The 21,313-nt window shown below is 71.5% G+C and carries 17 protein-coding genes and 1 pseudogene; 10 read left to right on the plus strand and 8 right to left on the minus strand.

Annotated elements, in window-relative coordinates:
* The first annotated feature begins 5 nt into the window (after positions 1–5).
* The 3 genes from ilvN (at position 6) to serA (ending at position 3,458) form a co-directional block, all read left to right on the plus strand.
* A complete protein-coding gene (ilvN, locus tag ACFT4A_RS35435) occupies positions 6–530 on the plus strand; it encodes an acetolactate synthase small subunit (RefSeq protein ID WP_010048631.1) in 525 nt (174 codons plus the stop codon).
* A gap of 121 nt (positions 531–651) precedes the next feature.
* Positions 652–1,650, plus strand: coding sequence for a ketol-acid reductoisomerase (ilvC, locus tag ACFT4A_RS35440; protein WP_382838784.1), 999 nt, complete (start codon positions 652–654; stop codon positions 1,648–1,650).
* Between the two features lie 218 nt (positions 1,651–1,868).
* Positions 1,869–3,458, plus strand: a complete 1,590-nt coding sequence (serA, locus tag ACFT4A_RS35445) for a phosphoglycerate dehydrogenase (protein ID WP_382838787.1) — start codon at positions 1,869–1,871, stop codon at positions 3,456–3,458.
* 7 nt (positions 3,459–3,465) lie between these two features.
* On the opposite strand, the gene ACFT4A_RS35450 is transcribed toward serA, so the two are convergent.
* On the minus strand, positions 3,466–5,007 hold the full coding sequence (locus ACFT4A_RS35450; protein WP_382838790.1) for an MFS transporter: 1,542 nt from the start codon (positions 5,005–5,007) through the stop codon (positions 3,466–3,468).
* Positions 5,008–5,106: 99 nt separating this feature from the next.
* Here ACFT4A_RS35450 and ACFT4A_RS35455 point away from each other — a divergent pair, with 99 nt between their 5' ends.
* The gene (locus ACFT4A_RS35455) at positions 5,107–5,691 is read left to right on the plus strand and encodes a TetR/AcrR family transcriptional regulator (RefSeq protein WP_382838793.1); all 585 of its coding nucleotides are present in this window, start codon (positions 5,107–5,109) and stop codon (positions 5,689–5,691) included.
* Here the strand turns inward: ACFT4A_RS35455 and ACFT4A_RS35460 are convergent.
* The 6 genes and pseudogenes from ACFT4A_RS35460 to ACFT4A_RS35485 all read right to left on the minus strand — a co-directional run bounded on the left by ACFT4A_RS35460 (position 5,666) and on the right by ACFT4A_RS35485 (position 13,367).
* On the minus strand, positions 5,666–6,358 hold the full coding sequence (locus ACFT4A_RS35460) for an ATP-binding cassette domain-containing protein (protein ID WP_382838797.1): 693 nt from the start codon (positions 6,356–6,358) through the stop codon (positions 5,666–5,668). The genes ACFT4A_RS35455 and ACFT4A_RS35460 overlap by 26 nt on opposite strands.
* Complete coding sequence (locus ACFT4A_RS35465; protein ID WP_382838799.1) at positions 6,355–7,323, minus strand: ABC transporter ATP-binding protein; 969 nt, start codon at positions 7,321–7,323, stop codon at positions 6,355–6,357. Before ACFT4A_RS35465 ends, ACFT4A_RS35460 begins: the two co-directional genes overlap by 4 nt.
* Complete coding sequence (locus ACFT4A_RS35470; protein WP_382838801.1) at positions 7,313–9,079, minus strand: ABC transporter permease subunit; 1,767 nt, start codon at positions 9,077–9,079, stop codon at positions 7,313–7,315. The genes ACFT4A_RS35465 and ACFT4A_RS35470 overlap by 11 nt, the downstream gene beginning before the upstream one ends.
* Positions 9,076–10,570: pseudogene (locus tag ACFT4A_RS35475) on the minus strand (ABC transporter substrate-binding protein). The gene ACFT4A_RS35470 and the pseudogene ACFT4A_RS35475 overlap by 4 nt, the downstream one beginning before the upstream one ends.
* Positions 10,571–10,700: 130 nt before the next feature.
* Positions 10,701–12,011 (minus strand): vanadium-dependent haloperoxidase, encoded by a 1,311-nt coding sequence (locus tag ACFT4A_RS35480; protein ID WP_382838803.1) that lies wholly within the window; start codon positions 12,009–12,011, stop codon positions 10,701–10,703.
* A 102-nt stretch (positions 12,012–12,113) separates the two neighbouring features.
* Positions 12,114–13,367, minus strand: a complete 1,254-nt coding sequence (locus ACFT4A_RS35485) for a PucR family transcriptional regulator (RefSeq protein ID WP_382838806.1) — start codon at positions 13,365–13,367, stop codon at positions 12,114–12,116.
* Between the two features lie 191 nt (positions 13,368–13,558).
* Between ACFT4A_RS35485 and ACFT4A_RS35490 the strand changes: the two genes are divergently transcribed.
* The 4 genes from ACFT4A_RS35490 (at position 13,559) to ACFT4A_RS35505 (ending at position 17,164) form a co-directional block, all read left to right on the plus strand.
* The gene (locus ACFT4A_RS35490; RefSeq protein ID WP_382838808.1) at positions 13,559–14,485 is read left to right on the plus strand and encodes a proline dehydrogenase family protein; all 927 of its coding nucleotides are present in this window, start codon (positions 13,559–13,561) and stop codon (positions 14,483–14,485) included.
* 34 nt (positions 14,486–14,519) lie between these two features.
* Entirely contained in the window at positions 14,520–16,151 is a 1,632-nt protein-coding gene (gene pruA, locus ACFT4A_RS35495; RefSeq protein ID WP_382838811.1) for an L-glutamate gamma-semialdehyde dehydrogenase, read from the plus strand.
* A gap of 92 nt (positions 16,152–16,243) precedes the next feature.
* Positions 16,244–16,786: a GNAT family N-acetyltransferase gene (locus ACFT4A_RS35500; protein WP_382838814.1), complete on the plus strand. Its 543-nt coding sequence runs from the start codon at positions 16,244–16,246 to the stop codon at positions 16,784–16,786.
* A gap of 246 nt (positions 16,787–17,032) precedes the next feature.
* Positions 17,033–17,164, plus strand: a complete 132-nt coding sequence (locus ACFT4A_RS35505) for a hypothetical protein (RefSeq protein ID WP_005479955.1) — start codon at positions 17,033–17,035, stop codon at positions 17,162–17,164.
* 46 nt (positions 17,165–17,210) lie between these two features.
* On the opposite strand, the gene ACFT4A_RS35510 is transcribed toward ACFT4A_RS35505, so the two are convergent.
* Positions 17,211–18,785, minus strand: a complete 1,575-nt coding sequence (locus ACFT4A_RS35510; RefSeq protein ID WP_382838817.1) for a purple acid phosphatase family protein — start codon at positions 18,783–18,785, stop codon at positions 17,211–17,213.
* Positions 18,786–18,903: 118 nt separating this feature from the next.
* Between ACFT4A_RS35510 and ACFT4A_RS35515 the strand changes: the two genes are divergently transcribed.
* Positions 18,904–19,947 carry a 3-isopropylmalate dehydrogenase gene (locus ACFT4A_RS35515; RefSeq protein WP_184598610.1) on the plus strand — a complete coding sequence of 348 codons (1,044 nt, stop codon included), beginning with the start codon at positions 18,904–18,906 and terminating at the stop codon, positions 19,945–19,947.
* Positions 19,948–20,190: 243 nt separating this feature from the next.
* Positions 20,191–21,279 carry a branched-chain amino acid aminotransferase gene (locus tag ACFT4A_RS35520; RefSeq protein ID WP_382838820.1) on the plus strand — a complete coding sequence of 363 codons (1,089 nt, stop codon included), beginning with the start codon at positions 20,191–20,193 and terminating at the stop codon, positions 21,277–21,279.
* Positions 21,280–21,313: the final 34 nt, after the last annotated feature.

Here is a 21,313-nt window from a genome sequence, read left to right on the forward strand (position 1 = left end):
AGATCATGTCCAAGCACACGCTCTCCGTCCTGGTGGAGAACACGCCCGGCATCCTCGCCCGGATCGCCGCCCTGTTCTCCCGCCGCGGCTTCAACATCGACTCGCTCGCCGTCGGTGTCACCGAGCACCCCGACATCTCCCGCATCACCATCGTCGTGGGGGTGGAGGACCTGCCGCTGGAGCAGGTGACCAAGCAGCTCAACAAGCTCGTCAACGTGCTCAAGATCGTCGAGCTGGAGCCGTCGCAGGCGGTGCAGCGCGAACTCGTTCTGGTGAAGGTGCGCGCCGACAACGAGACGCGCTCCCAGATCGTCGAGATCGTCCAGCTGTTCCGCGCCAAGACCGTCGACGTCTCCCCGGAGGCCGTCACCATCGAGGCCACCGGATCCGGCGAGAAGCTGTCCGCCATGCTCAAGATGCTGGAGCCGTACGGCATCAAGGAGCTGGTCCAGTCCGGCACGATCGCGATCGGCCGCGGCGCCCGCTCCATCACGGACCGGTCGCTGCGCGCCCTGGACCGGTCGGCGTAAGACCCGAACCGGGCGGTCGGCGCGCCGTCGGCCGCCCGTATTCCGAGACCCTCAGACTTCCCTTCCGCCCCCCGTCATACGGTGGGACGCAACACCTGCACTCCCGAGGAGAGAACCCAAAGTGGCCGAGCTGTTCTACGACGCCGACGCCGACCTGTCCATCATCCAGGGCCGCAAGGTCGCGGTCATCGGGTACGGCAGCCAGGGCCACGCCCACGCGCTGTCGCTCCGTGACTCGGGTGTCGACGTGCGCGTCGGTCTGCACGAGGGCTCCAAGTCCAAGGCCAAGGCCGAGGAGCAGGGCCTGCGCGTGGTGAGCCCGTCCGAGGCCGCCGCCGAGGCCGACGTCATCATGATCCTGGTCCCGGACCCGATCCAGGCCCAGGTCTACGAGGACCACATCAAGGACAACCTGAAGGACGGCGACGCGCTGTTCTTCGGGCATGGCCTGAACATCCGCTTCGACTTCATCAAGCCCCCGGCCGGCGTGGACGTCTGCATGGTCGCCCCGAAGGGCCCGGGCCACCTGGTCCGCCGCCAGTACGAGGAGGGCCGCGGCGTTCCGTGCATCGCCGCCGTCGAGCAGGACGCCACGGGCAACGGCTTCGCGCTGGCCCTGTCGTACGCCAAGGGCATCGGCGGCACCCGCGCCGGCGTCATCAAGACGACCTTCACCGAGGAGACCGAGACCGACCTCTTCGGCGAGCAGGCCGTTCTCTGCGGTGGTACGGCCGCGCTGGTCAAGGCGGGCTTCGAGACCCTGACCGAGGCCGGCTACCAGCCGGAGATCGCCTACTTCGAGTGCCTGCACGAGCTGAAGCTGATCGTGGACCTCATGTACGAGGGCGGCCTGGAGAAGATGCGCTGGTCGATCTCCGAGACCGCCGAGTGGGGCGACTACGTCACCGGCCCGCGCATCATCACGGACGCCACCAAGGCCGAGATGAAGAAGGTCCTCGCCGAGATCCAGGACGGCACCTTCGCCCAGCAGTGGATGGACGAGTACCACGGCGGTCTGAAGAAGTACAACGAGTACAAGAACCAGGACTCCGAGCACCTGCTGGAGACCACCGGCAAGGAGCTGCGCAAGCTCATGAGCTGGGTCGACGAGGAGGCGTGAGCCCCCGGGGGCCGGCCGCGGCACCGCTCCGCGGCCGGCCCCTTTCTCGTCCGGGTGATCCTTCCGCACAGGCGTGAGGCGCCCTCCGCAGCACCACTACACTGCTGCATATATACGCGTCAGGCTCACAGCGTCGTGCGTCTTCCACGCGGCTAGCCCCTCCACCGCCTGCGGCCGTCGGGACGGCCGTCCGCAGCACTGGATTTGTGAGGACTCACGTGAGCTCGAAACCTGTCGTACTCATCGCTGAAGAGCTGTCGCCCGCCACCGTCGACGCGCTCGGCCCGGACTTCGAGATCCGGCAGTGCAACGGCGGGGACCGAGCCGAGCTGCTCCCGGCCATCGCCGATGTCGACGCGATCCTGATCCGCTCGGCCACCAAGGTCGACGCCGAGGCGATCGCCGCCGCGAAGAAGCTCAAGGTCGTCGCGCGAGCCGGCGTCGGCCTGGACAACGTGGACGTCTCCGCCGCCACCAAGGCCGGCGTGATGGTCGTCAACGCCCCCACCTCGAACATCGTGACCGCCGCCGAACTCGCCTGCGGTCTGCTGCTCGCCACCGCCCGCAACATCCCGCAGGCCAACGCCGCGCTGAAGAACAGCGAGTGGAAGCGCAGCAAGTACACGGGCGTCGAGCTGGCCGAGAAGACCCTCGGTGTCGTCGGCCTCGGCCGTATCGGTGCCCTCGTCGCCCAGCGCATGTCCGCCTTCGGCATGAAGGTCGTCGCCTACGACCCCTATGTGCAGCCGGCCCGCGCCGCGCAGATGGGCGTCAAGGTCCTGTCGCTGGACGAGCTGCTCGAGGTCTCCGACTTCATCACCGTCCACCTCCCCAAGACGCCCGAGACCCTCGGCCTGATCGGTGACGAGGCGCTGCGCAAGGTCAAGCCGAGCGTGCGCATCGTCAACGCCGCGCGTGGCGGGATCGTCGACGAGGAGGCGCTGTACTCCGCCCTCAAGGAGGGCCGGGTCGCCGGTGCCGGTCTCGACGTGTACGCGAAGGAGCCCTGCACGGACTCCCCGCTCTTCGAGTTCGACCAGGTCGTCGCCACCCCGCACCTCGGTGCCTCCACGGACGAGGCGCAGGAGAAGGCCGGTATCGCCGTCGCCCGCTCGGTGCGTCTCGCCCTCGCCGGTGAGCTCGTGCCGGACGCGGTGAACGTGCAGGGCGGTGTCATCGCCGAGGACGTCAAGCCGGGCCTGCCGCTCGCCGAGCGTCTCGGCCGGATCTTCACCGCGCTCGCCGGTGAGGTCGCGGTCCGCCTCGACGTCGAGGTGTACGGCGAGATCACCCAGCACGATGTGAAGGTGCTGGAGCTGTCCGCCCTCAAGGGTGTCTTCGAGGACGTCGTCGACGAGACGGTGTCCTACGTGAACGCCCCGCTGTTCGCGCAGGAGCGCGGGGTCGAGGTGCGCCTGACCACCAGCTCCGAGGCGTCCGAGCACCGCAACGTCGTCACCGTGCGCGGCACCCTCGCCGACGGCGAGGAGGTGTCGGTCTCCGGCACGCTGGCCGGACCCAAGCACCTCCAGAAGATCGTCGCGGTCGGTGAGTACGACGTCGACCTCGCGCTCGCCGAGCACATGGTCGTGCTGCGGTACGAGGACCGTCCGGGTGTCGTCGGCACCGTGGGCCGCATCCTCGGCGAGGCGGGCATCAACATCGCCGGCATGCAGGTGTCGCGGGCCGCGGTCGGCGGCGAGGCGCTTGCGGTGCTGACCGTGGACGACACGGTGACCGCCGGGGTGCTGGCCGAGGTGGCGGCGGAGATCGGTACGACCTCCGCTCGTTCCGTGAACCTGGTCTGACCTGCCTTCAGACGCCGGACGGGCTGAGTTGATCAGCCCGTCCGGCGTTTTCCTTTTCGGGGATCCGCCGCAGGGTCACCGTGGCGGCCACCGCCGCTCCCACCAGCAGCACCGCGCTGGTGATCGCCGCCGCGTGCATACCGCTGGTGAAGGCCTCGCGGGCCGCCGTCGCCAGGGCGTCTCCCGCGCGCCCCGGCAGCCGGTCGGCGACGGCCAGGGCGCCGCCCAGGGTCTCGTGGGCCGGGGCGGGCGCCGAGGCCGGGATCTCGTGGCGGTAGACGGCCGTACCGATGGAGCCCAGGAACGCCATGCTCAGCGCGCCGCCGAACTCCGTGCCCGTCTCCAGCAGGGACGAGGCCGTACCCGCCTTCTCCACCGGGGCCGCGCTCAGGGCCAGGTCGGCCACCTGGGACATGACGGCGACGACGCCGCAGGCCAGGACGGCGCAGGCGGCCAGCAGCAGCCAGAGCGAGTCCGTGCCGGCCAGGGCCAGCAGCACATAGCCGCACGCGGTGACCGCGAAGCCTCCGCCGACGACGTACGCGCGGGGCACGCCCCGCTGGACCAGCTGTGCGCCGGCCACGGCCGCCAGTCCGATGGGCACCGACGGCAGCAGGCTCCACAGCGCCGCCTCCAGGGGGCCCATGTCCAGGACCGACTGGATGTACTGCGTCGTGAAGTACGCCGAGCCCATCATGCCGAAGGCGGCGACGAGGTTGAGGACGACGGCCGGGCCGAAGCCGCGGGCCCGGAACAGCTCCGGTGAGATCAGCGGGGACAGTGCCGTGCGCTGGCGGTGGACGAAGAGCGCGGCGAAGAGCAGACCGAAGGTCACCGACAGCGCGTACCGCACGTCCCAGCCCTGCGACGCGAGTTCCTTCAGGCCGTAGATCACGGGGAGCACCGCCGCCATCGACAGGGGAACGCTCAGCCGGTCGAAGCGGCCGGGGTGCGGGTTCTTCGACTCGGGCAGCAGGAAGGGCCCGAGGAGCAGGAGCAGCGCCATCGCGGGCAGATTGACCAGGAAGACCGAGCCCCACCAGAAGTGCTCGACGAGCACGCCGCTCATCACCGAGCCGAGCGCGATGCCGGCCGTCATCACCCCCGACCACACGCCGATCGCCTTGGTGCGCTGCGCGGGGTCGGTGAACATCGTGCGCACCAGCGCCATCGTCGACGGCATCAGCGTCGCGCCGCCGATGCCGAGGACCGCGCGGGCGGCGATCAGGGTCTCGGCGCTGTTCGCATAGGCCGCCACGAGGGAGGCCGTGCCGAAGGCGGCGGCGCCGAACAGCAGGAGCCTGCGGCGGCCGATGCGGTCGCCCAGGGAGCCCATCGTCATCAGCAGGCCGGCCAGGACGAAGCCGTAGATGTCGAAGATCCAGAGCTGTTGGGTGGCGCTCGGCTCCAGGTCGGCGCTGATCGCGGGGATCGCGAAGTAGAGGACGGAGACGTCCATCGAGACCAGCAGCAACGGCAGCATCAGCACGCCGAGCGCCGTCCATTCGCGGCGCCCGGCGCGGGCCGCAGGGGTGGGGTTCGTTGCCATGGGCTGGACTGTACGACCGTCTTAAACGCTTGTCTAGTACGCACGTATAAAACGCACGTCTGGGACGGGTGTATGAATGCCGGGGTAGAGTGAGCTGTCATGGGACACCGTGAGGATCTGCTCGAGGGCGCCAAGCGCTGCCTGCTGGCGAAGGGGTTCATGCGCACGACCGCGCGCGACATCGTCAAGGAGTCGGGAACCAACCTGGCTTCGATCGGCTACCACTACGGCTCGAAGGATGCGCTGGTCGCAGAGGCGTACCTGTCGCTGGTCGGTGAGCTCTCCGACGCCTTCGAGGGGGAGGAGCCCGGGGGGAGCGAGGCCGAGCCCGGCTCGCTGGAGCGGTTCCAGGAGGTGTGGTCCAACATCATCGGGACCATGCGGGGGCCCGGTTCGATGTGGCGCCTCAGCATGGAGATCGTGGCCATGGGGGACCAGTTGCCCGTGGTGCGCGACCATCTGGCTCAACAGCAGCGGGATGCCGAGCGTGCCCTGGTCGCGCTCTTCATGGGTGTTCGTGAGGAGGACATCCCGGACCAGACCCTGGACACGCTCGGCAGGTTCTACACGACGCTGATGACGGGGCTCATCGCACAGTGGAACTTCGACCCCGAGCGTGCGCCGGACGCCGACGCGCTCACCGAGGGGCTGCGCCAGGTCATCGAGGCCGCTGACCGGACGTGAGGCGGCCCTCGCGCATCTCGATCACCCGGTCGGCGACGTGCCGTACGACCGCCCGGTCGTGGCAGATGAACAGGTAGCCGAGGCCCAGGTCCTCCTGGAGTTCGGCGAGGAGGTTCAGTACGCCCGCCCGCACCGACGGGTCGAGCGACGACACCGGCTCGTCCAGGACCAGCAGACGTGGGTCGCAGGCCAGGGCGCGGGCGATGCCGGCGCGCTGGCACTGGCCGCCGGAGAGTTCGTGCGGCCGGCGGTCGCCGTAGGCGGCGTCGAGACCGACCCGGTCGAGGAGTTCGGCGACCCGGGCCGGTCCGTCGGCGGGGTGCCAGCGGCCCTGGACCTTCAGCGGTTCGGCGATGGCGTCCCGGATGCGGTGGCGGGGGCTCAGTGAGCCGTACGGGTCCTGGAAGACGGGCTGCATACGGGGGCGCAGCGGACGCAGCTCGCGTTCCGGGAGGGACGTCAACTCCCGCCCTTCGAAATGGACTTCTCCGCCGGCCGGGCGGCGCAGCTGGAGCACCGCGAGGGCCGTGGAGGACTTGCCGCAGCCGGACGGGCCGTTCAGGGCGAGGGTCTCACCGGCGGCCAGGGAGAAGGAGACGCCGTCCACGGCGGTGACCTGGCCGTAGCGGACGATCAGGTCGCGGACGTCGAGCAGGGGGTCGGTCATGCGGGCTGTCCCTCCTTCAGGAACAACTCCGTCGCGGGGTGGGGGAGTTCCTCCCAGTGGTGGCAGGCGACCAGGCGTCCGGCCGCCTGCCGGGGCTCCGGTTCCGCCGAGTGGCAGGGGTCCGCGGCGAGCGGGCAGCGCGGGGCGAAGGCGCAGCCCGGCGGGAGTGTGCCCGGGGCGGGCGGGGTGCCGCGCAGGGCGGGGAGGCGGCGGCCCGGGGGAGCGTGCTGCGGGAGGGACGCCAACAGGCCCGCCGTATAGGGGGCGCGGGGGCGGGCCAGCACCTCTTCCGCCGGGCCGAGTTCGGTGAGGCGCCCGGCGTACATGACCAGTACCCGGTCCGCGTGGGCCGCCACGGCGTCCATGTCGTGGGTGACCAGGACCAGCGCGGCTCCGACCGCCTCCCGCTGTTCGGCGAGCAGCCGCAGCACCTGGTCGCGGCGCTCCTCGTCGAGGGCGGTGGTGGGTTCGTCGGCGATGACGAGGTCGGGCTCGTTGATCGTGGCCATGGCGATCACCGCGCGCTGCCGCATACCGCCGGAGTACTCGTGCGGATACGCCCGCGCCTTGCGTGCCGCGTCCGGGATGCCGACGCGGTCCAGGGCCGCGACCGCCCGGGCCCGGGCCTCCTTGCGGGAGACCCCGGCCACCGACCGTACGGCGGCGCCGAGTTGGTCGCCGACCGGGTGCACGGGGGAGAGGGCGGACAGGGCGTCCTGCGGGACGAGGGAGATACGGCGGCCGCGTTGGGCGGAGAGGTCCGGGGTGATCGTCCCGCCGGTGGTCGCGCCGCGCGGCGTCATGCCGAGGAGCGCGCGGGCCGTGAGGGACTTGCCCGCCCCCGACTCTCCGACGATCGCCAGGACCTCACGCGGCAGCACGTCGAAGGACAGGCCGCGCACGGCCTCGACCCCGTCGAAGGCGATCCGCAGCTCGCGCACGGACAGCAGGGGCTCAGACTCCAACGGGGGCCTCCTTCTCCACCTTGGCTTCGACGGGCGCCGGGGTGGTTCGCCGTACTCTCCGGCCCTGCGTGAGCGCCGCGCCGGACACCGCCAGCCCCGCCAGCAGGGCCAGGGCCACCGCCGGGGCGAGGGCCGCCCACGGGGCGCGTTCCACATAGGCCCGGGACTCCTCCAGCAGCAGGCCCCACTCGGGGGCGGGCGGCTGCGCGCCGAGGCCCAGGAAGCCGAGGGAGGCCAGGGCGAGGGCGATGCCCGGCAGTCGCAGCAGGGCATGGCGGGCCACCGGGCCGGCCACCGACGGCAGGACATGCCGGGTGAGGATCCAGAACGGGCTCGCCCCGATGGCCCGTTGGGCGGTGAGGAACGCGGACGCCCGCACCTCCTGCACCAGGGCCGCCGCGTGCGCGGACAGGGCCGGCCAGGAGATCAGCGCGACCGCCAGGGCAGCCCCGCCGGTGCCCGGTCCGACGGCCGCCGCGACCAGGATGCCGACGATCACCGGGGGCAGGGCATTGGCGATGTCCGACGCGCCCGCCGCGATGCCCGGCACAAACCCCAGCACGAGCGCGATCAGCAGGCCCAGCAGACAGACCGCCGTCGCCGTGCCGACCGTCGAGGCGGCGCCGTGGCCGAGCCGGGCGAGCACATCGCGGCCGAGACCGTCGGTGCCGAGCGGATACGCCCAGGAGGGCGCGGCGAGACGGACGGTCGTGTCCACGGTGTAGGGGTCGCGCAGCAGGCCCCAGCCGATGGTGAGCACCAGGACGGCGGCCAGGACCACCGGGACCGCCGGGTGCGCGCGGACCGGGCGGGCCGGTGGCAGCGTGAGCCCGGCGTCCCGCAGCGCGGGTCCCAGCAGCCGGCGCCGTACGCCCGCCGCCACCGCGCCCGCGACCAGCCCGAGCAGCAGCAGCGCGAGGACCGCGCCCTGCAGCAGCGGAAGGTCCTGCGACCGGGCCGCGCCGAGGGCCGTACGGCCGATGCCCGGCACCGCGAACACCGTCTCCACGGCCACCGCGCCGCCCGTCAGACCGACGGCGACCATCCCGAACTGCGGGACCAGCGGCGGCAGAACGCGCCGCAGCGCCGCCCCCGCGATCCGCGCCCGGCTCACCCCGGCGCCCCGCCACAGCTCCGCCCACCGCTCGTCGAGCACGGCGGGCAGCGCGTCCGCCACCAGCCGCCCGAGCAGCCCGCCCGCCGGGACGCCGAGGGCGAGCGCGGGCAGCACCAGGTACTCGGCGCTCTGCCAGCCGGACGTCGGCAGCCATCCGAGCCACACCCCGAACACCAGCAGCACCACGGTGGCCAGCAGAAACTCGGGTACGGCGGCCAGCATCGCGGCGCACGCCCCGGCCGAGCCGCGCCCGCGCACCAGCACCGGCGCCACCAGCGCGGCGGCCAGCAGCACCGCCACGCCGAGCGCCGCGCCCATCAGCCCCAGCGACACCTGGAGCCCGGCGACCACGGAGGGCAGCACATCGTGGCCCGACACCCAGGAGGTGCCGAAGTCGCCGTGCAGCAGGTCGGCGCCCCACCTCCCCAGCAGGGACAGCGGACCGGCGTCCAGGCCGAGGTCGGCGCGGATCGCGGACAGGGCCTCCTCGGTCGCCTCCTGCTCGGCCGACCGGGCGCGCAGCACGGTGAGCGCCGGGTCGCGGCGGGAGAGCCAGGGCAGCAGGCCGACGACGGCCAGCACGGCGAGGAGACCGAGACAGCGGGTCAGCCCGGCCGTGCTCTTCGCGAGGGACCTCACTTGACGTAGGTGTCCGCGGTCACGAGTTCCCGCTCACGCGGGTCGTGCGCGGCGTTCACGACCCCGGCGGCATCGCCCTGGATCACGCGCTCGTGGAGCATCGGAACGGCAGCGTCCGCGGCCAGGACGGCGGCTTCCGCCTCGATGACCGCCTTGCGGCGGGCGTCGCCGACCCGGGTGTCGGTGGCCTTCTTCAGCGCCTTGTCGACCTCGGGGTCCGCGAAGCGCGAGAGGTTGAAGGTGCCCTGGGAGGCGAAGTCGCTGTAGAGGTACGCGGCCGGGTCGCCGGAGTCGAGGACGGTGGCGCGGGAGAGGACGAACGCGTCGAAGCGGCCCGCGAGCGCGTCGGACTCGATGTTCGCGTACTCGCGCACGTCCAGCTTCACCTTGAACCCGGCCTTCTGGAGCTGCTGTTGCAGCGCGGCGGCGACCTCGGGCATCTCGGAGCGGTCGGTGTACGTGCCGATGGTGACGGTCTCGCCGGCCGGGTCGCCCGGCTTGGCGCGCTCGACGGGGGTGCGCAGGTCGGCGGCCCAGGGGAGGGCGGGGTCCGAGCAGGCCCTTCGCGACGTCGGCGCGGCCCTCGTACACGCCCTTCACGATCGACTCGGCGTCGATCGCCGCCCGGGCGGCCGCCCGGATCGCGGGATCCTCGAAGGCGCCCTTCTCCGTGTTGAGGTAGAGGGTGTTGGTGCGGGGCATCGGGACCTCGGTGACGAGATCCTGGTCGAGGACGGCGGCCTGCGAGACGGGGATCGCCTCGACGATGTCGGCCTCGCCGCTGCGCAGCGCCGCCGCGCGGGCGGTGCCGTCCGGGACGAACTTCACATCGATGCCGGGGGATTCGGCCTTCTCGCCCCAGTAGCCGTCGTAGCGGTCGAGGGTGGCGGAGGAGGTGCCGTCGACCTTCGTCAGCTCGAAGGGCCCGGTGCCGGCGCCGACGGGGTCGACCGTCTTCCCGCGGTAGGCCTTCGCCGCGAGGATCGCCAGCTGCGGGGAGCTGAGCCGCTGCGGGACCAGGGGGTCCTCGGCGGCGGTGGTGACGGTGACCTTCTCGCCGTCGGCCTTCGCGGTCAGCTCCACGCCGTCGAGGATGCGGGGCTTGGGGGAGGCGGTGGCGGCCTTGGTGAGGGCGCGGACGACGGCTTCGGGGGTGAGTCTCGTGCCGTCGTGGAAGGTGACGCCGTCGCGGAGGCCGAAGGTCCAGGTGCGGCCGGACTGCGTCCACTCGGTGGCGAGCGCGGGCCGGGCGTCGCCCTCCTTGTCCAGCTTCATGAGCGTCTCGGCGGTCGACCAGCGCGACAGCTTGAACGCGTCGTCGGAGAGCGGGGAGAGGCCGGAGCGGGGTGGCTGGAGCATGGCGACGCGTATGCGTTTCCCGCCGGGCCCGGAGTCGTCCGTGGCCTGCTGGGTGCCGGTGAAGCAGCCGGTGAGCAGGGCGGAGGCCGCGGTCACGGCGGCGAGGGGGATGAGTCGAGCGGGGACGCGCACAGGACACCTCGGTCAAGGCCTGGTAAATGGTTGAACGCGCCATGACCGTAGCATGATGATAATCGTTTTCAGAAGTGTGGGCGTCGAAACGCGCCACACCCGGCACCGGCGCACCGGGTGGTGGCGTCGGTCAGGGGACAGGGCGGAAAAACTTCCGCAGTGCCCAGGCGGCGAGTCGGCGACCGGTGGCGTTGCCCACTTCGTCCGCCGTCCGGGTGTGGATCCCGCCCCAGACCCGGGCGTCGACGACGTCCCGCTCGTACTCGTGGGCGTAGCGGTAGTGGCGGGTCGTACCGGTGGTGGTCGACCGGATGCGCAGGTCGACGCGGGAGGTGCCGAGGACATCGGTCAGCGCGCGCATCAGCGCACCGCCCATGGTGGCGTGGCCGCTGAGGTAGTCGGGATGCGCCGGGGTGACGAGCAGAGGTTCCCAGTGCCGGTCCGCCCGGGTCGCCGGGTTGCCGTCGGTGTCCGCCTCCCGGATGGCGGTGACGGGCCGCCAGGTGCCGTAGTGGAGTTTGGCGTCCCAGGCGGCGACGACGGCGTCCACCTGGGCGGTGTTGGCCGCCGCGTACAGGCGTGCGGTCTCGGCGATGTCGAACCCGTGCCGGGTGGCGTGGTCGCCCAGGGCTCCTTGCAGGTCCAGGTTGGTGAAATACCGCGCGGTGTCCGTCTGTTCGGGGGTCCGGTGCGAGCCGGTCCGGCCTCCGTAGGCCGCCAGTTCGCTGAGGTCCTTCGCGTACCGGGCGGAGCGGAGCGCCGGTGGCGGGCCGGGGCGGAACTGGTGCGGGGAGTCCAGCAGCAGCGGCCGGAGCCTGCCGATCCAGGCATTGCGGAAGGGCTCGTGGCCGGGCGGGGTGGGACGCCAGACGCCGGGGCGCGGACGCGCGGGGAACGGCACGGACGCGCCGCGGCCGTCATCGCGGCGGAGGTCGATGATGTGGTCGGCGGCGAGCTTCCCGAACGCGACGCCCTGGTCCTCGGCCTCGCCGTCGGGGATCTTCGCGAGGGTGCCGGTCAGGGCGGCGTCCAGCCGGGGCGCGGCCCCGGGGAAGGAGTGGCGCAGTACCCGGTGCGCCGCCGAGGCGGCGGCCGCCGCGGACGAGGCCGTACGAGGAGCCCGCCCGTCCCACTTGTACGGGGTGAAGCGCCCCTCGATACCGACGACGGCGTTGTAGACGGCGGTGGAGACGTACGCCTCCCAGATGAACGACTCGGGTGGCACCGGGCGAGCCTCGGCCTCGATGGTGGCATCGGCCGTGCGCATCCACTCGATGACCGTGGATGCGTTCCGTTCGCCCTGCTCGGCTCCGTACGCCGCTCCCGCGGTACGGCCGGACCCGGCACTCGCGTGGGCGCCCGGCAGCGCGAGCGCGAGCACCCCGCAAGCCAGCCCCGCGACCACCGTTCGCTTCGCAGACCAGGCGCGTCGGTTCCGCACGTGAACTCCTCCCAGCCGATGGCACACCGGGAGATCCGTGACCGCACGCGGCGCCCGACGGCACGGGGTCGTCCTGAGAACCGCCCGTTCGGGCGACGGGTCTCACCCGGACGGCCCGATGGCCCGACCGTGCGCGAGCCGGGCCCCCTTCAACGCCATGTGCAGGAGCAGACGGTCCTCGCCGTCGTCCAGCTCCAGGCCGGTCAGCTTCTCGATCCGGGACAGGCGGTAGTACAGGGTCTGGCGGTGGATGCCCAGCTCGGCGGCGGCCCGGGCGGCCTGGCCGGCGCAGTCGAGGTAGACCTCGGCGGTACGGGCGAGTTCCTGATGTACGGGAAAGAGCAGGGTGTGCACCGCGGGGTCGCGGGCCACCTCCGGCGGCAGCGCGGTGAGCAGCCGGAACGGTCCGATCGCTGCCCACTGCGCGACCGGACCCAGCCGCGCCTCGGCCCACGCCGCCCGAGCCGCCGCTGACGCCTCCCACCAGGAGGTGCCCAGCTCCGCGAGGCCGGAGCGGGGGGTGGCGAGGCCGGCGGCGCTGCCGGCAGGCCCGTGGGCAGAGGGGCCGGCGCGGCCGGACCCGGTGGAGGAAGCACTGCCGCCCGCCCGCTCCAGCAGTCGCGCCGCCGCCGTGGTCGCCGGAGTCAGGACGTCCGTCGAGCGCAGCCGGATCAGCAGGGCCACGCACTGGGCCGACGCCCCCCACGGCAGCGTGCACAGGGCCGTCGCGCCCGGCATCGTGCGGACCGAGGGGGCGTCGTCGGGGTCGGCCGAGGGCCAGGGGGCCACGCAGATCACCGTGTGCAGACCGTCGGCGCGGGGGCCGAGGGCGGTGCGGAGTTCCGCGATGGCCATGTCGCGCTGCCAGTCGCGTTCCGCCGTGAGGACGGCGCGCAGTTCACGGCTGAGGTCGGCACCGTGCTGGGCCTCGTCCGCGAGCAGCGCCCCGATCCGGGTCGTGACCTCCATGGCGGCGGAGAGCCGGCGTTCGCTCGGGCCGGGATCGTCGTCCAGGAGCCAGACATAGCCGTGGACCACGCCCCGGTGGCGGACCGGGAGGCAGATCCGCCCCCGGTTCACTCCCGCCTCGGGCGTCGGCGGGATCCGCACCGGGCCGGTCGCGCGCGTGATGCCGAAGCCCTCGAACCACGCCCGCACGGCCGCCGTCGAACGGCGGGTGAGGATCGAACGGGTGCGCACCGGATCCAGGGCCGAGGGATCGAGGTCGCCCTCACTGTCGTACGCCCCGAAGGTGATCAGCTCGAAGTCCCGGTTCTCCAGCGTCGCGGGCGCGCCGAGCAGCTCCGAGATCTCGTCGACCAGCTCCTCGTAGTCACCCCGGTGTTCCGACGTCATGCGGGCATTGTCCCCCACCGGCCACGCCCCTTCATACATCTGTCTGAGATCTGCGGCACGGATGCGTGACAGGTGTCGATGGCCGACGATCGAAGGGATCCCTAGGTTTCACGGTGGTTCTCCGCGCCGTACCCGAAGCGTCATCCGCCCGGGGTCCGGCCATCCGTTTGGTTGTGCTCTGGAGGTGCCCCGTGCTGGGTCCCGTGATTCTCGCCGCGTCTCGCAGCGACCGGATGCGACGCCTGATCTCGGCGGCCCCGGTGACCAAGCAGGTCGTCGACCGCTTCATCCCGGGCGAAGGCGTCGACGACATCGTCCCGGTGGTCCGGGACCTCGCCGACCGGGGTCTGGAGCTGACGATGGACGTCGTCGGCGAGGACATCACCAACCCCGCGCAGGCCGCCGCCGCCCGGGACGCCTACCTGGAGCTCGTCGACCGCCTCAAGCCGCTGGAACTCGGCACCCGCGCCGAGATGTCGGTGAAGCTGTCGATGTTCGGGCAGGCGCTGGAGGACGGCCACGAGCTCGCCCTGAAGAACGTCCGCCCGGTCGTCGAGGCCGCCGCCGAGATCGGCACCACGGTCACCCTCGACGCCGAGGACCACACCACCCTCGACTCGATGTTCGCCATCCACGAGGAGCTGCGGAAGGACTTCCCGCAGACCGGCTGCGTCATCCAGGCCTATCTCTTCCGCACCGAGGCCGACGCCCGCCGCCTCGCCGCGAACGGCAGCCGGGTGCGCCTGGTCAAGGGCGCCTACAAGGAGCCCGCCTCGGTCGCGTACCAGGACAAGCACGAGATCGATCGGGCGTACGTACGGATTCTCGGTACGTTGATGGAGGGGACGGGGTACCCGATGATCGGGTCCCACGACCCCCGTCTGATCGCCATCGGACAGGAGCTCGCGCACCGCGCCGGGCGCAAACTGGACGAGTACGAGTTCCAGATGCTCTACGGCATCCGCGGCGACGAGCAGACCCGCCTCGCCGCCGAGGGCCACCGCATGCGCGTGTACACCGCCTACGGCACCGACTGGTACGGCTACTTCATGCGCCGACTCGCCGAGAAACCGGCCAACCTGCGGTTCTTCGCACGATCGATGCTCACCAAGGGCTGACCGACACACCGCTCAGTAAGGAGTTTGGGAAAACATGGACGCTGTGACCCAGGTCCCCACCCCCGTCAACGAGCCGGTGCACGGCTACGCCCCCGGCTCGCCCGAGCGTGCCCGGCTGGAAGCCAGGCTGAAGGAGCTGGCCGACAACCCCGTCGACCTGCCCTGCACCATCGGCGGCGAGAAGCGGATGGGCGGCGGCGAGGCCTTCCAGGTCGTCCAGCCGCACAACCACCAGGCCGTGCTGGGCACGTACCGCAACGCCACCCAGGCCGACGCCCAGGACGCCATCGACGCGGCCCTGGCCGCCGCGCCCGCCTGGCGTGCCCTGTCCTTCGACGACCGCGCGGCGATCATCCTGCGCGCCGCCGAGCTGCTGTCCGGCCCCTGGCGCGAGACGCTCGCCGCCTCCACCATGCTCGGCCAGTCCAAGACCGCGCAGCAGGCCGAGATCGACACGCCCTGTGAGCTGATCGACTTCTGGCGCTTCAACGTCGCCTACGCCCGCGACCTGCTCGCCGAGCAGCCCCCGGCGAACTCCCAGGGCGTGTGGAACCGTCTGGACCACCGCCCGCTGGAGGGCTTCGTCTACGCGGTCACGCCCTTCAACTTCACCGCCATCGCGGGCAACCTCCCGACGGCCCCCGCCCTGATGGGCAACGTCGTCGTCTGGAAGCCGTCCCCGACGCAGACCCACGCCGCCGTGCTGCTGATGCAGCTGCTGGAGGAGGCCGGTCTGCCCAAGGGCGTCATCAACCTCGTCACCGGCGACGGCATCGAGGTCTCGAAGGTCGCCCTGGAGCACCGCGATCTCGCGGGCATCCACTTCACCGGCTCGACCCCCACCTTCCAGTACCTGTGGAAGACGGTCGGCAACAACATCGAGAAGTACCGCACCTACCCGCGCCTCGTCGGCGAGACCGGCGGCAAGGACTTCCTCGTCGCCCACCCCTCGGCCGACCCGGCGATCCTGAAGACGGCGTTCACCCGGGGTGCCTTCGAGTTCCAGGGCCAGAAGTGCAGCGCCACCTCCCGCGCGTACATCCCCGCCTCGATCTGGAACTCCGGCTTCAAGGAGGAGCTGGCCGCCGAGGTCGACGGCATCAAGATGGGCGACGTCACCGACCTGTCGAACTTCATCGGCGCCGTCATCGACGAGCGTGCCTTCGCCAAGAACAAGGCCGCCATCGACCGCGCCAAGGAAGACGCCTCCTGCACGATCGTCGCGGGCGGCACCTACGACGACTCCGAGGGCTACTTCGTCCGGCCGACCGTCATCGAGTGCACCGACCCGGAGAACGAGGTCTTCCGCACCGAGTACTTCGGCCCGATCATCGCCGTGCACGTCTACGAGGACGACCGCTACGACGAGATGCTGACCCAGATGGAGTCCGTCTCCGACTACGCCCTGACCGGCTCGGTCATCGCGAACGACCGCGCGGCGGCGGCCTACACGGCCGACAAGCTCCGCTACGCGGCCGGCAACTTCTACATCAACGACAAGTCGACCGGTGCCGTGGTCGGCCAGCAGCCCTTCGGCGGCGGCCGTGCCTCCGGCACCAACGACAAGGCCGGCGCCCCGCAGAACCTGATGCGCTGGACCCTGACCCGCGCCATCAAGGAGACGCTGGTCCCGCCGACGGACTACACGTACCCGCACATGGGCTGAGCCCCCGCGGAACCGACGGGCCGGGTCGTCTGACCCGGCCCGTCGGCGTATATCCGGTCGAGAGCCGCCGGGCCCCTTCCCATACTGGGCCGATGACCATCCGCGTACGCACCGCCCACACCGCCGACCTCGCCCCCGCCGAACTGGCCGCCGTACGGGCCCTCCTGGACGCCGCCTTCGAGGGCGACTTCGGCGACGACGACTGGGACCACGGCCTCGGCGGCATGCACGCGCTCGTGCACGATGACTCCGGCCTCGCCGCGCACGGGGCGGTCGTGATGCGCCGGGTGCGGCACCGTGGGCGGTGGCTGCGCGCCGGGTACGTCGAGAACGTCGCCGTCCGTGCCGACGCCCGCCGCGGCGGCCTCGGCGGGCGGGTCATGGACGAGCTGGAACGCGTCGTCGAGCGGGCCTACGACCTCGGCGCCCTCTCCGCCAGTGCCGACGGAGCCCGGCTCTACACCTCCCGCGGCTGGCGGCTGTGGAGCGGTGAGGTGCACGCCCTCAGCCCGCGAGAGGGCGACATCCGCCTGCCGGACGAAGAGGACAGCACGTATGTCCGGCCGGCCCTCGCCGGTGCGCTCGACCCCGCGCACGCTCTGCTCTTCGACTGGCGCGACGGAGACGTGCTCTAGGAATCACCGCAGCTCAGCGAGGTGTGACGTAGTCCACCGTCTCAGATAGTAGGAAGTCCGAGTAATTGTGGAGACAGACGCTCCGGCCTCCCTTAGTTTTGTAGGAGCCGAACGTCTCGCTCGACCAAGCGAATGGCGGTCGTGAGCCGGGCCCCGTGCAGGCAACCCCTGCGGCACCGCTCCCCGCCCCCTCCGGCGTCTCCCATCTCCCTGTGCGCTCCATGCTGTCGAAGGAGTCGATTTCCCATGGCCGAGACGACCGTCCGCCGCCGAGTCCGTCACGTTTCCCGGACGACCGAGTCCGACCGCAAGAACGCCGCCGCCGCGCTCCAGCGCGCCCTCGACCGCAGGGACAACGGCGGATCCACCGGCCACTGAGCCGCCCTCGGACCGGGAGCCGCCCGACGAGGCGCGGTGCGGGGCCTCACGCCCCGCGCCGCACCTCGAAATGGTCGATCCGCTCACCGCTCGACGCCAGCGCCGACACCTTCAGCTTCGGCGCGGCGCCGCTCTCCGCCTCCACGGAGAGGAACGAGAACCCGCGGTAGCGCACCCGCGACCACTGCACCGACTCGGCCTTCGTGTCCTGGGACTTGGTCCACCGGAACGTGCCGACCGATTCGTGGTCGGCGGTGTTCCCCTCGTAGCTCTCCTTCACGCCGTCGGGGAAGCCGTACAGCTCCTTGCCGCCGCCGCCCGCGGTGACGTACACGATCCCGTCCCGCCTGGGGTCCGTCGTCCCGCCGACCGGCACCGGCCTGCCCACCTCGCCGTTCTTGATCGCGTCGGTCCGCTCGTACACGTGGTTGTGCCCGTTGATCACCAGGTCCACCTCGTGCTTCGCGAACAGCGGCAGCCACTCGGCGCGCACCCCGCCGTCGGAGGCGTGCGTGGACGTCGAGTACGCGCAGTGGTGGAAGTAGACGACGATGAAGTCCACGTCCTTCGCGGCCCTCAGCTCGCCGAGCTTCTTCTCCAGCCACTTCGTCTGCCGCCCCTCCGTGTAGCCGAAATTGGCGGGGATCTCGTACGACACGTCGTTCGCGTCCAGCGCGACCACGCCGACGTTGCCGTAGGTGAAGGCGTACACCCCCGGCGCCGTACGGGCGTCGAAGCCGCTGTCCGGCAGGGAGAAGCGGGCGAGCTGGCCGCCGTAGCCGTCCGGCGAGTACCAGGCCTCCATGTCGTGGTTGCCGGTCGTCACCATCCACGGCACCGACCTGGCGACCGGCTCGGTCTGCTTGAGGAAGCGGTCCCACTGCCCGGCGTCGAAGACGTCCGACTCCTTGCCCTTGCCGGTCGGGTCGGCGTAGCAGATGTCACCGGCGTGGAGGTGGAAGGCGGGGCTCTGGCGCAGCAGCAGACGGTCGTTGAGGGCCGCCTCCTCGCCGACGCCCTGGTCGCCGAACGCGGTGAACACGAACCGCTCCGGCGGGCTCGCCGGCGCCGTGCGGAAGGAGGTGATGGTGGACCGGCGGTCGGGGGAGGCGGGGTCGAAGCCTTCATGGCCGACGCCGTAGTAGTACGTCGTGCCGGGCCGCAGGCCGTCCAGCGCCGCGTGCAGGTAGTACTGGTCGACCGCGGCCCGTACGCCCTTCAGCTCCGGGGTGTGCAGATCGCGCAGCTCCGCCTCCACCTTGCGGCCGAGGTCGTCGGGGCGCGTGCCGACCCGGATGTACGGCTTCTTCACCGCGAGCGGCACCTGCCAGGAGATCCGCATCTGCGTCTTCGGGTCGGCGCCGAAGGCGAGATGGCGGCCGAAGGGGGTGACGAAGGAGCCGGGGGCCTTCGACGTGCTCGGCGACGGGTCTCCGGTCGCCGTAGAGCCGCCGGTGCCGGACCCGGAGCCCGAGCAGCCGGTCAGCAGCCCGCTCGCCACGGCGCCGGCCGTCACCAGCGTGCGCCGCCGCGACAGCCGCGTCCGCAGATACTCGTGCTGTTCCGCCATGCTCATCCGGTCCGCGAGCCGCCGGGGAATGCCGAAGTCGGGAGTCTCCATGCCAGTCAACTTCCCAGCAAGGCCCAACACCGGTCTGACATACGGGTGAACGAGGGGCGACGTGTCCGTATCGCGGACGCTGCGTGTCATCCCATGGGACGAGGAGTAGGGTGCCCGCATGTCTCGCAGCATCAATCTCGCAGTGATCCCCGGTGACGGAATCGGCCAGGAGGTCGTGACCGAAGGGCTGAAGGTCCTCTCCGCCGTCCTCCCGCAGGATGTGAAGCTGGAGACCAAGGAGTACGACTTCGGCGCCCGGCGCTACCACGCCACCGGTGAGACCCTCACCGACGCCGACCTCGACGCCCTGAAGAAGCACGACGCCATCCTGCTCGGCGCGATCGGCGACCCGAGCGTGCCGTCCGGCGTCCTGGAGCGCGGCTTCCTGCTCAAGCTCCGCTTCGCCTTCGACCACCACGTCAACCTGCGTCCGTCGAAGCTGCTCCCGGGTGTCGCCACCCCGCTGGCCGGCGAGCCGGAGATCGACTTCGTCGTGGTCCGTGAGGGCACCGAGGGCCCGTACACCGGCAACGGCGGCACGATCCGCAAGGGCACCGAGCACGAGGTCGCCACCGAGGTCTCCGTGAACACGGCCTTCGGTGTCGAGCGCGTGGTCAGGGACGCCTTCGCGCGTGCCCAGGCCCGCCCGCGCAAGAAGCTGGCGCTGATCCACAAGAACAACGTGCTGACCTTCGCGGGTCACCTGTGGACCAACATCTTCAACAAGGTGGCCGAGGAGTTCCCCGAGGTCACCACCGAGTACATGCACGTGGACGCGGCGACGATCTACCTCGTCACGCAGCCCGAGCGCTTCGACGTCATCGTCACGGACAACCTCTTCGGCGACATCGTCACCGACCTCGCCGCCGCCGTCTCCGGCGGCATCGGCGTGGCGGCCTCCGGCAACATCAACCCGTCCGGAGACTTCCCGTCCATGTTCGAGCCCGTGCACGGCTCGGCCCCGGACATCGCCGGCCAGGGCAAGGCCGACCCGACCGCCACGGTGCTGTCCGTCGCCCTGCTGCTGCGCCACCTCGGCCACGAGGCCGAAGCCGACCGTATCGACGAGGCGGTCGCCGCCGACCTGTCGGAGCGCACGGGCAAGCCCGCCCGCTCCACCACGGAGATCGGCGACGCGCTCGCCGTACGAGTAGCCGGCTGACCCGCCGCTGCTTTTGGCAGAGCCGCCGGGTCGCATCCGCGCCCGGCGGCTTTCGCATGTTCCCGCCGGGTGCCACCATCGACCACCGGGTCGCATTCACCCCGTTCCTTCCGCCGTCGCCCCCGGGCGATAATCGAACGCGAGGCCGCGGAATGAGGGAATGCTCGGACGTCCTAGCACTGGTCATCATCAGAGCAGTACCGAGCGCGGCCCGTCACTACAACCGGTGAAGGACATCAACCCATGACGACGCCCACGATCGAGCTCAAGCCCTCCGCCCATCCGCTCTCCGCCGCAGAACGCGAGGCGATCCTGGCCAACCCCGGGTTCGGCCGCCACTTCACCGACCACATGGTGACGATCAAGTGGACGGAAGGCCGCGGCTGGCACGACGGACAGCTCGTGCCGTACGCGCCGATCTCCCTCGACCCCGCCACCACGGTCCTGCACTACGCGCAGGAGATCTTCGAGGGGCTGAAGGCCTACCGCCGCCCCGACGGGTCGGTCGCCACGTTCCGTCCGGAGAAGAACGCCGAGCGCTTCCAGCGTTCCGCGCGCCGGCTCGCGATGCCCGAGCTGCCGGTCGAGACGTTCATCGAGGCGTGCGACGCGCTGGTGCGGCAGGACAAGGGGTGGGTCCCGGCGCACGGTGGTGAGGAGTCCCTCTACCTGCGCCCGTTCATGATCGCGACCGAGGTCGGCCTGGGTGTGAAGCCGGCCAACGAGTACCTGTTCCTGGTCATCGCCTCCCCGGCCGGCGCCTACTTCCCGGGCGGCGTCAAGCCGGTCTCCATCTGGGTCTCCGAGGACCGCGTCCGCGCCGTCCCCGGCGGCATGGGCGACGCCAAGACGGGCGGCAACTACGCGGCGTCCTTGCTCGCGCAGGCCGAGGCCGCGACCAAGGGCTGCGACCAGGTCTGCTACCTCGACGCCGTCGAGCACACGTGGGTCGAGGAACTGGGCGGCATGAACCTGTACTTCGTGTACGGGGACAGGATCGTCACGCCGTCGTTGACGGGGTCGATCCTGGAGGGCGTCACCCGTGACTCCCTGCTCGCGGTCGCCCGTGACCTCGGGTACAAGGCGGAGGAAGGCCGGGTCTCGGTCGACCAGTGGCAGCGGGACTCGGAGAACGGGTCGCTGACCGAGGTGTTCGCCTGCGGTACGGCGGCTGTGATCACGCCGGTCGGTACGGTGAAGAGGGCCGGCGTGGAGTGGAAGCAGAGTGGGGGCGAGCCGGGGGAGGTCACGCTCCGGCTCCGCCAGGCTCTGCTGGACATCCAGCGGGGTACGGCTCCTGACGCGCACGGTTGGATGCACCCGCTGGGCTGAGTGGTCCTGGTCCCCGGGGGCTCCGCCCCCGGAC

Source organism: Streptomyces sp. NPDC057099 (genome assembly GCF_042671245.1).
In the GTDB taxonomy this organism is placed as follows: Bacteria; Actinomycetota; Actinomycetes; order Streptomycetales; family Streptomycetaceae; genus Streptomyces; species Streptomyces purpurascens.

Coding starts and splice junctions, on each gene's coding strand:
- ilvN (WP_010048631.1), top strand. CDS start 6: ATGTCCAAGCACACGCTCTCCGTCCTGGTGGAGAACACGCCCGGCATC.
- ACFT4A_RS35450 (WP_382838790.1), bottom strand. CDS start 5,007: ATGGCAACGAACCCCACCCCTGCGGCCCGCGCCGGGCGCCGCGAATGG.
- ACFT4A_RS35455 (WP_382838793.1), top strand. CDS start 5,107: ATGGGACACCGTGAGGATCTGCTCGAGGGCGCCAAGCGCTGCCTGCTG.
- ACFT4A_RS35460 (WP_382838797.1), bottom strand. CDS start 6,358: ATGACCGACCCCCTGCTCGACGTCCGCGACCTGATCGTCCGCTACGGC.
- ACFT4A_RS35485 (WP_382838806.1), bottom strand. CDS start 13,367: ATGACGTCGGAACACCGGGGTGACTACGAGGAGCTGGTCGACGAGATC.
- pruA (WP_382838811.1), top strand. CDS start 14,520: ATGGACGCTGTGACCCAGGTCCCCACCCCCGTCAACGAGCCGGTGCAC.
- ACFT4A_RS35500 (WP_382838814.1), top strand. CDS start 16,244: ATGACCATCCGCGTACGCACCGCCCACACCGCCGACCTCGCCCCCGCC.
- ACFT4A_RS35505 (WP_005479955.1), top strand. CDS start 17,033: ATGGCCGAGACGACCGTCCGCCGCCGAGTCCGTCACGTTTCCCGGACG.
- ACFT4A_RS35510 (WP_382838817.1), bottom strand. CDS start 18,785: ATGGAGACTCCCGACTTCGGCATTCCCCGGCGGCTCGCGGACCGGATG.
- ACFT4A_RS35515 (WP_184598610.1), top strand. CDS start 18,904: ATGTCTCGCAGCATCAATCTCGCAGTGATCCCCGGTGACGGAATCGGC.
- ACFT4A_RS35520 (WP_382838820.1), top strand. CDS start 20,191: ATGACGACGCCCACGATCGAGCTCAAGCCCTCCGCCCATCCGCTCTCC.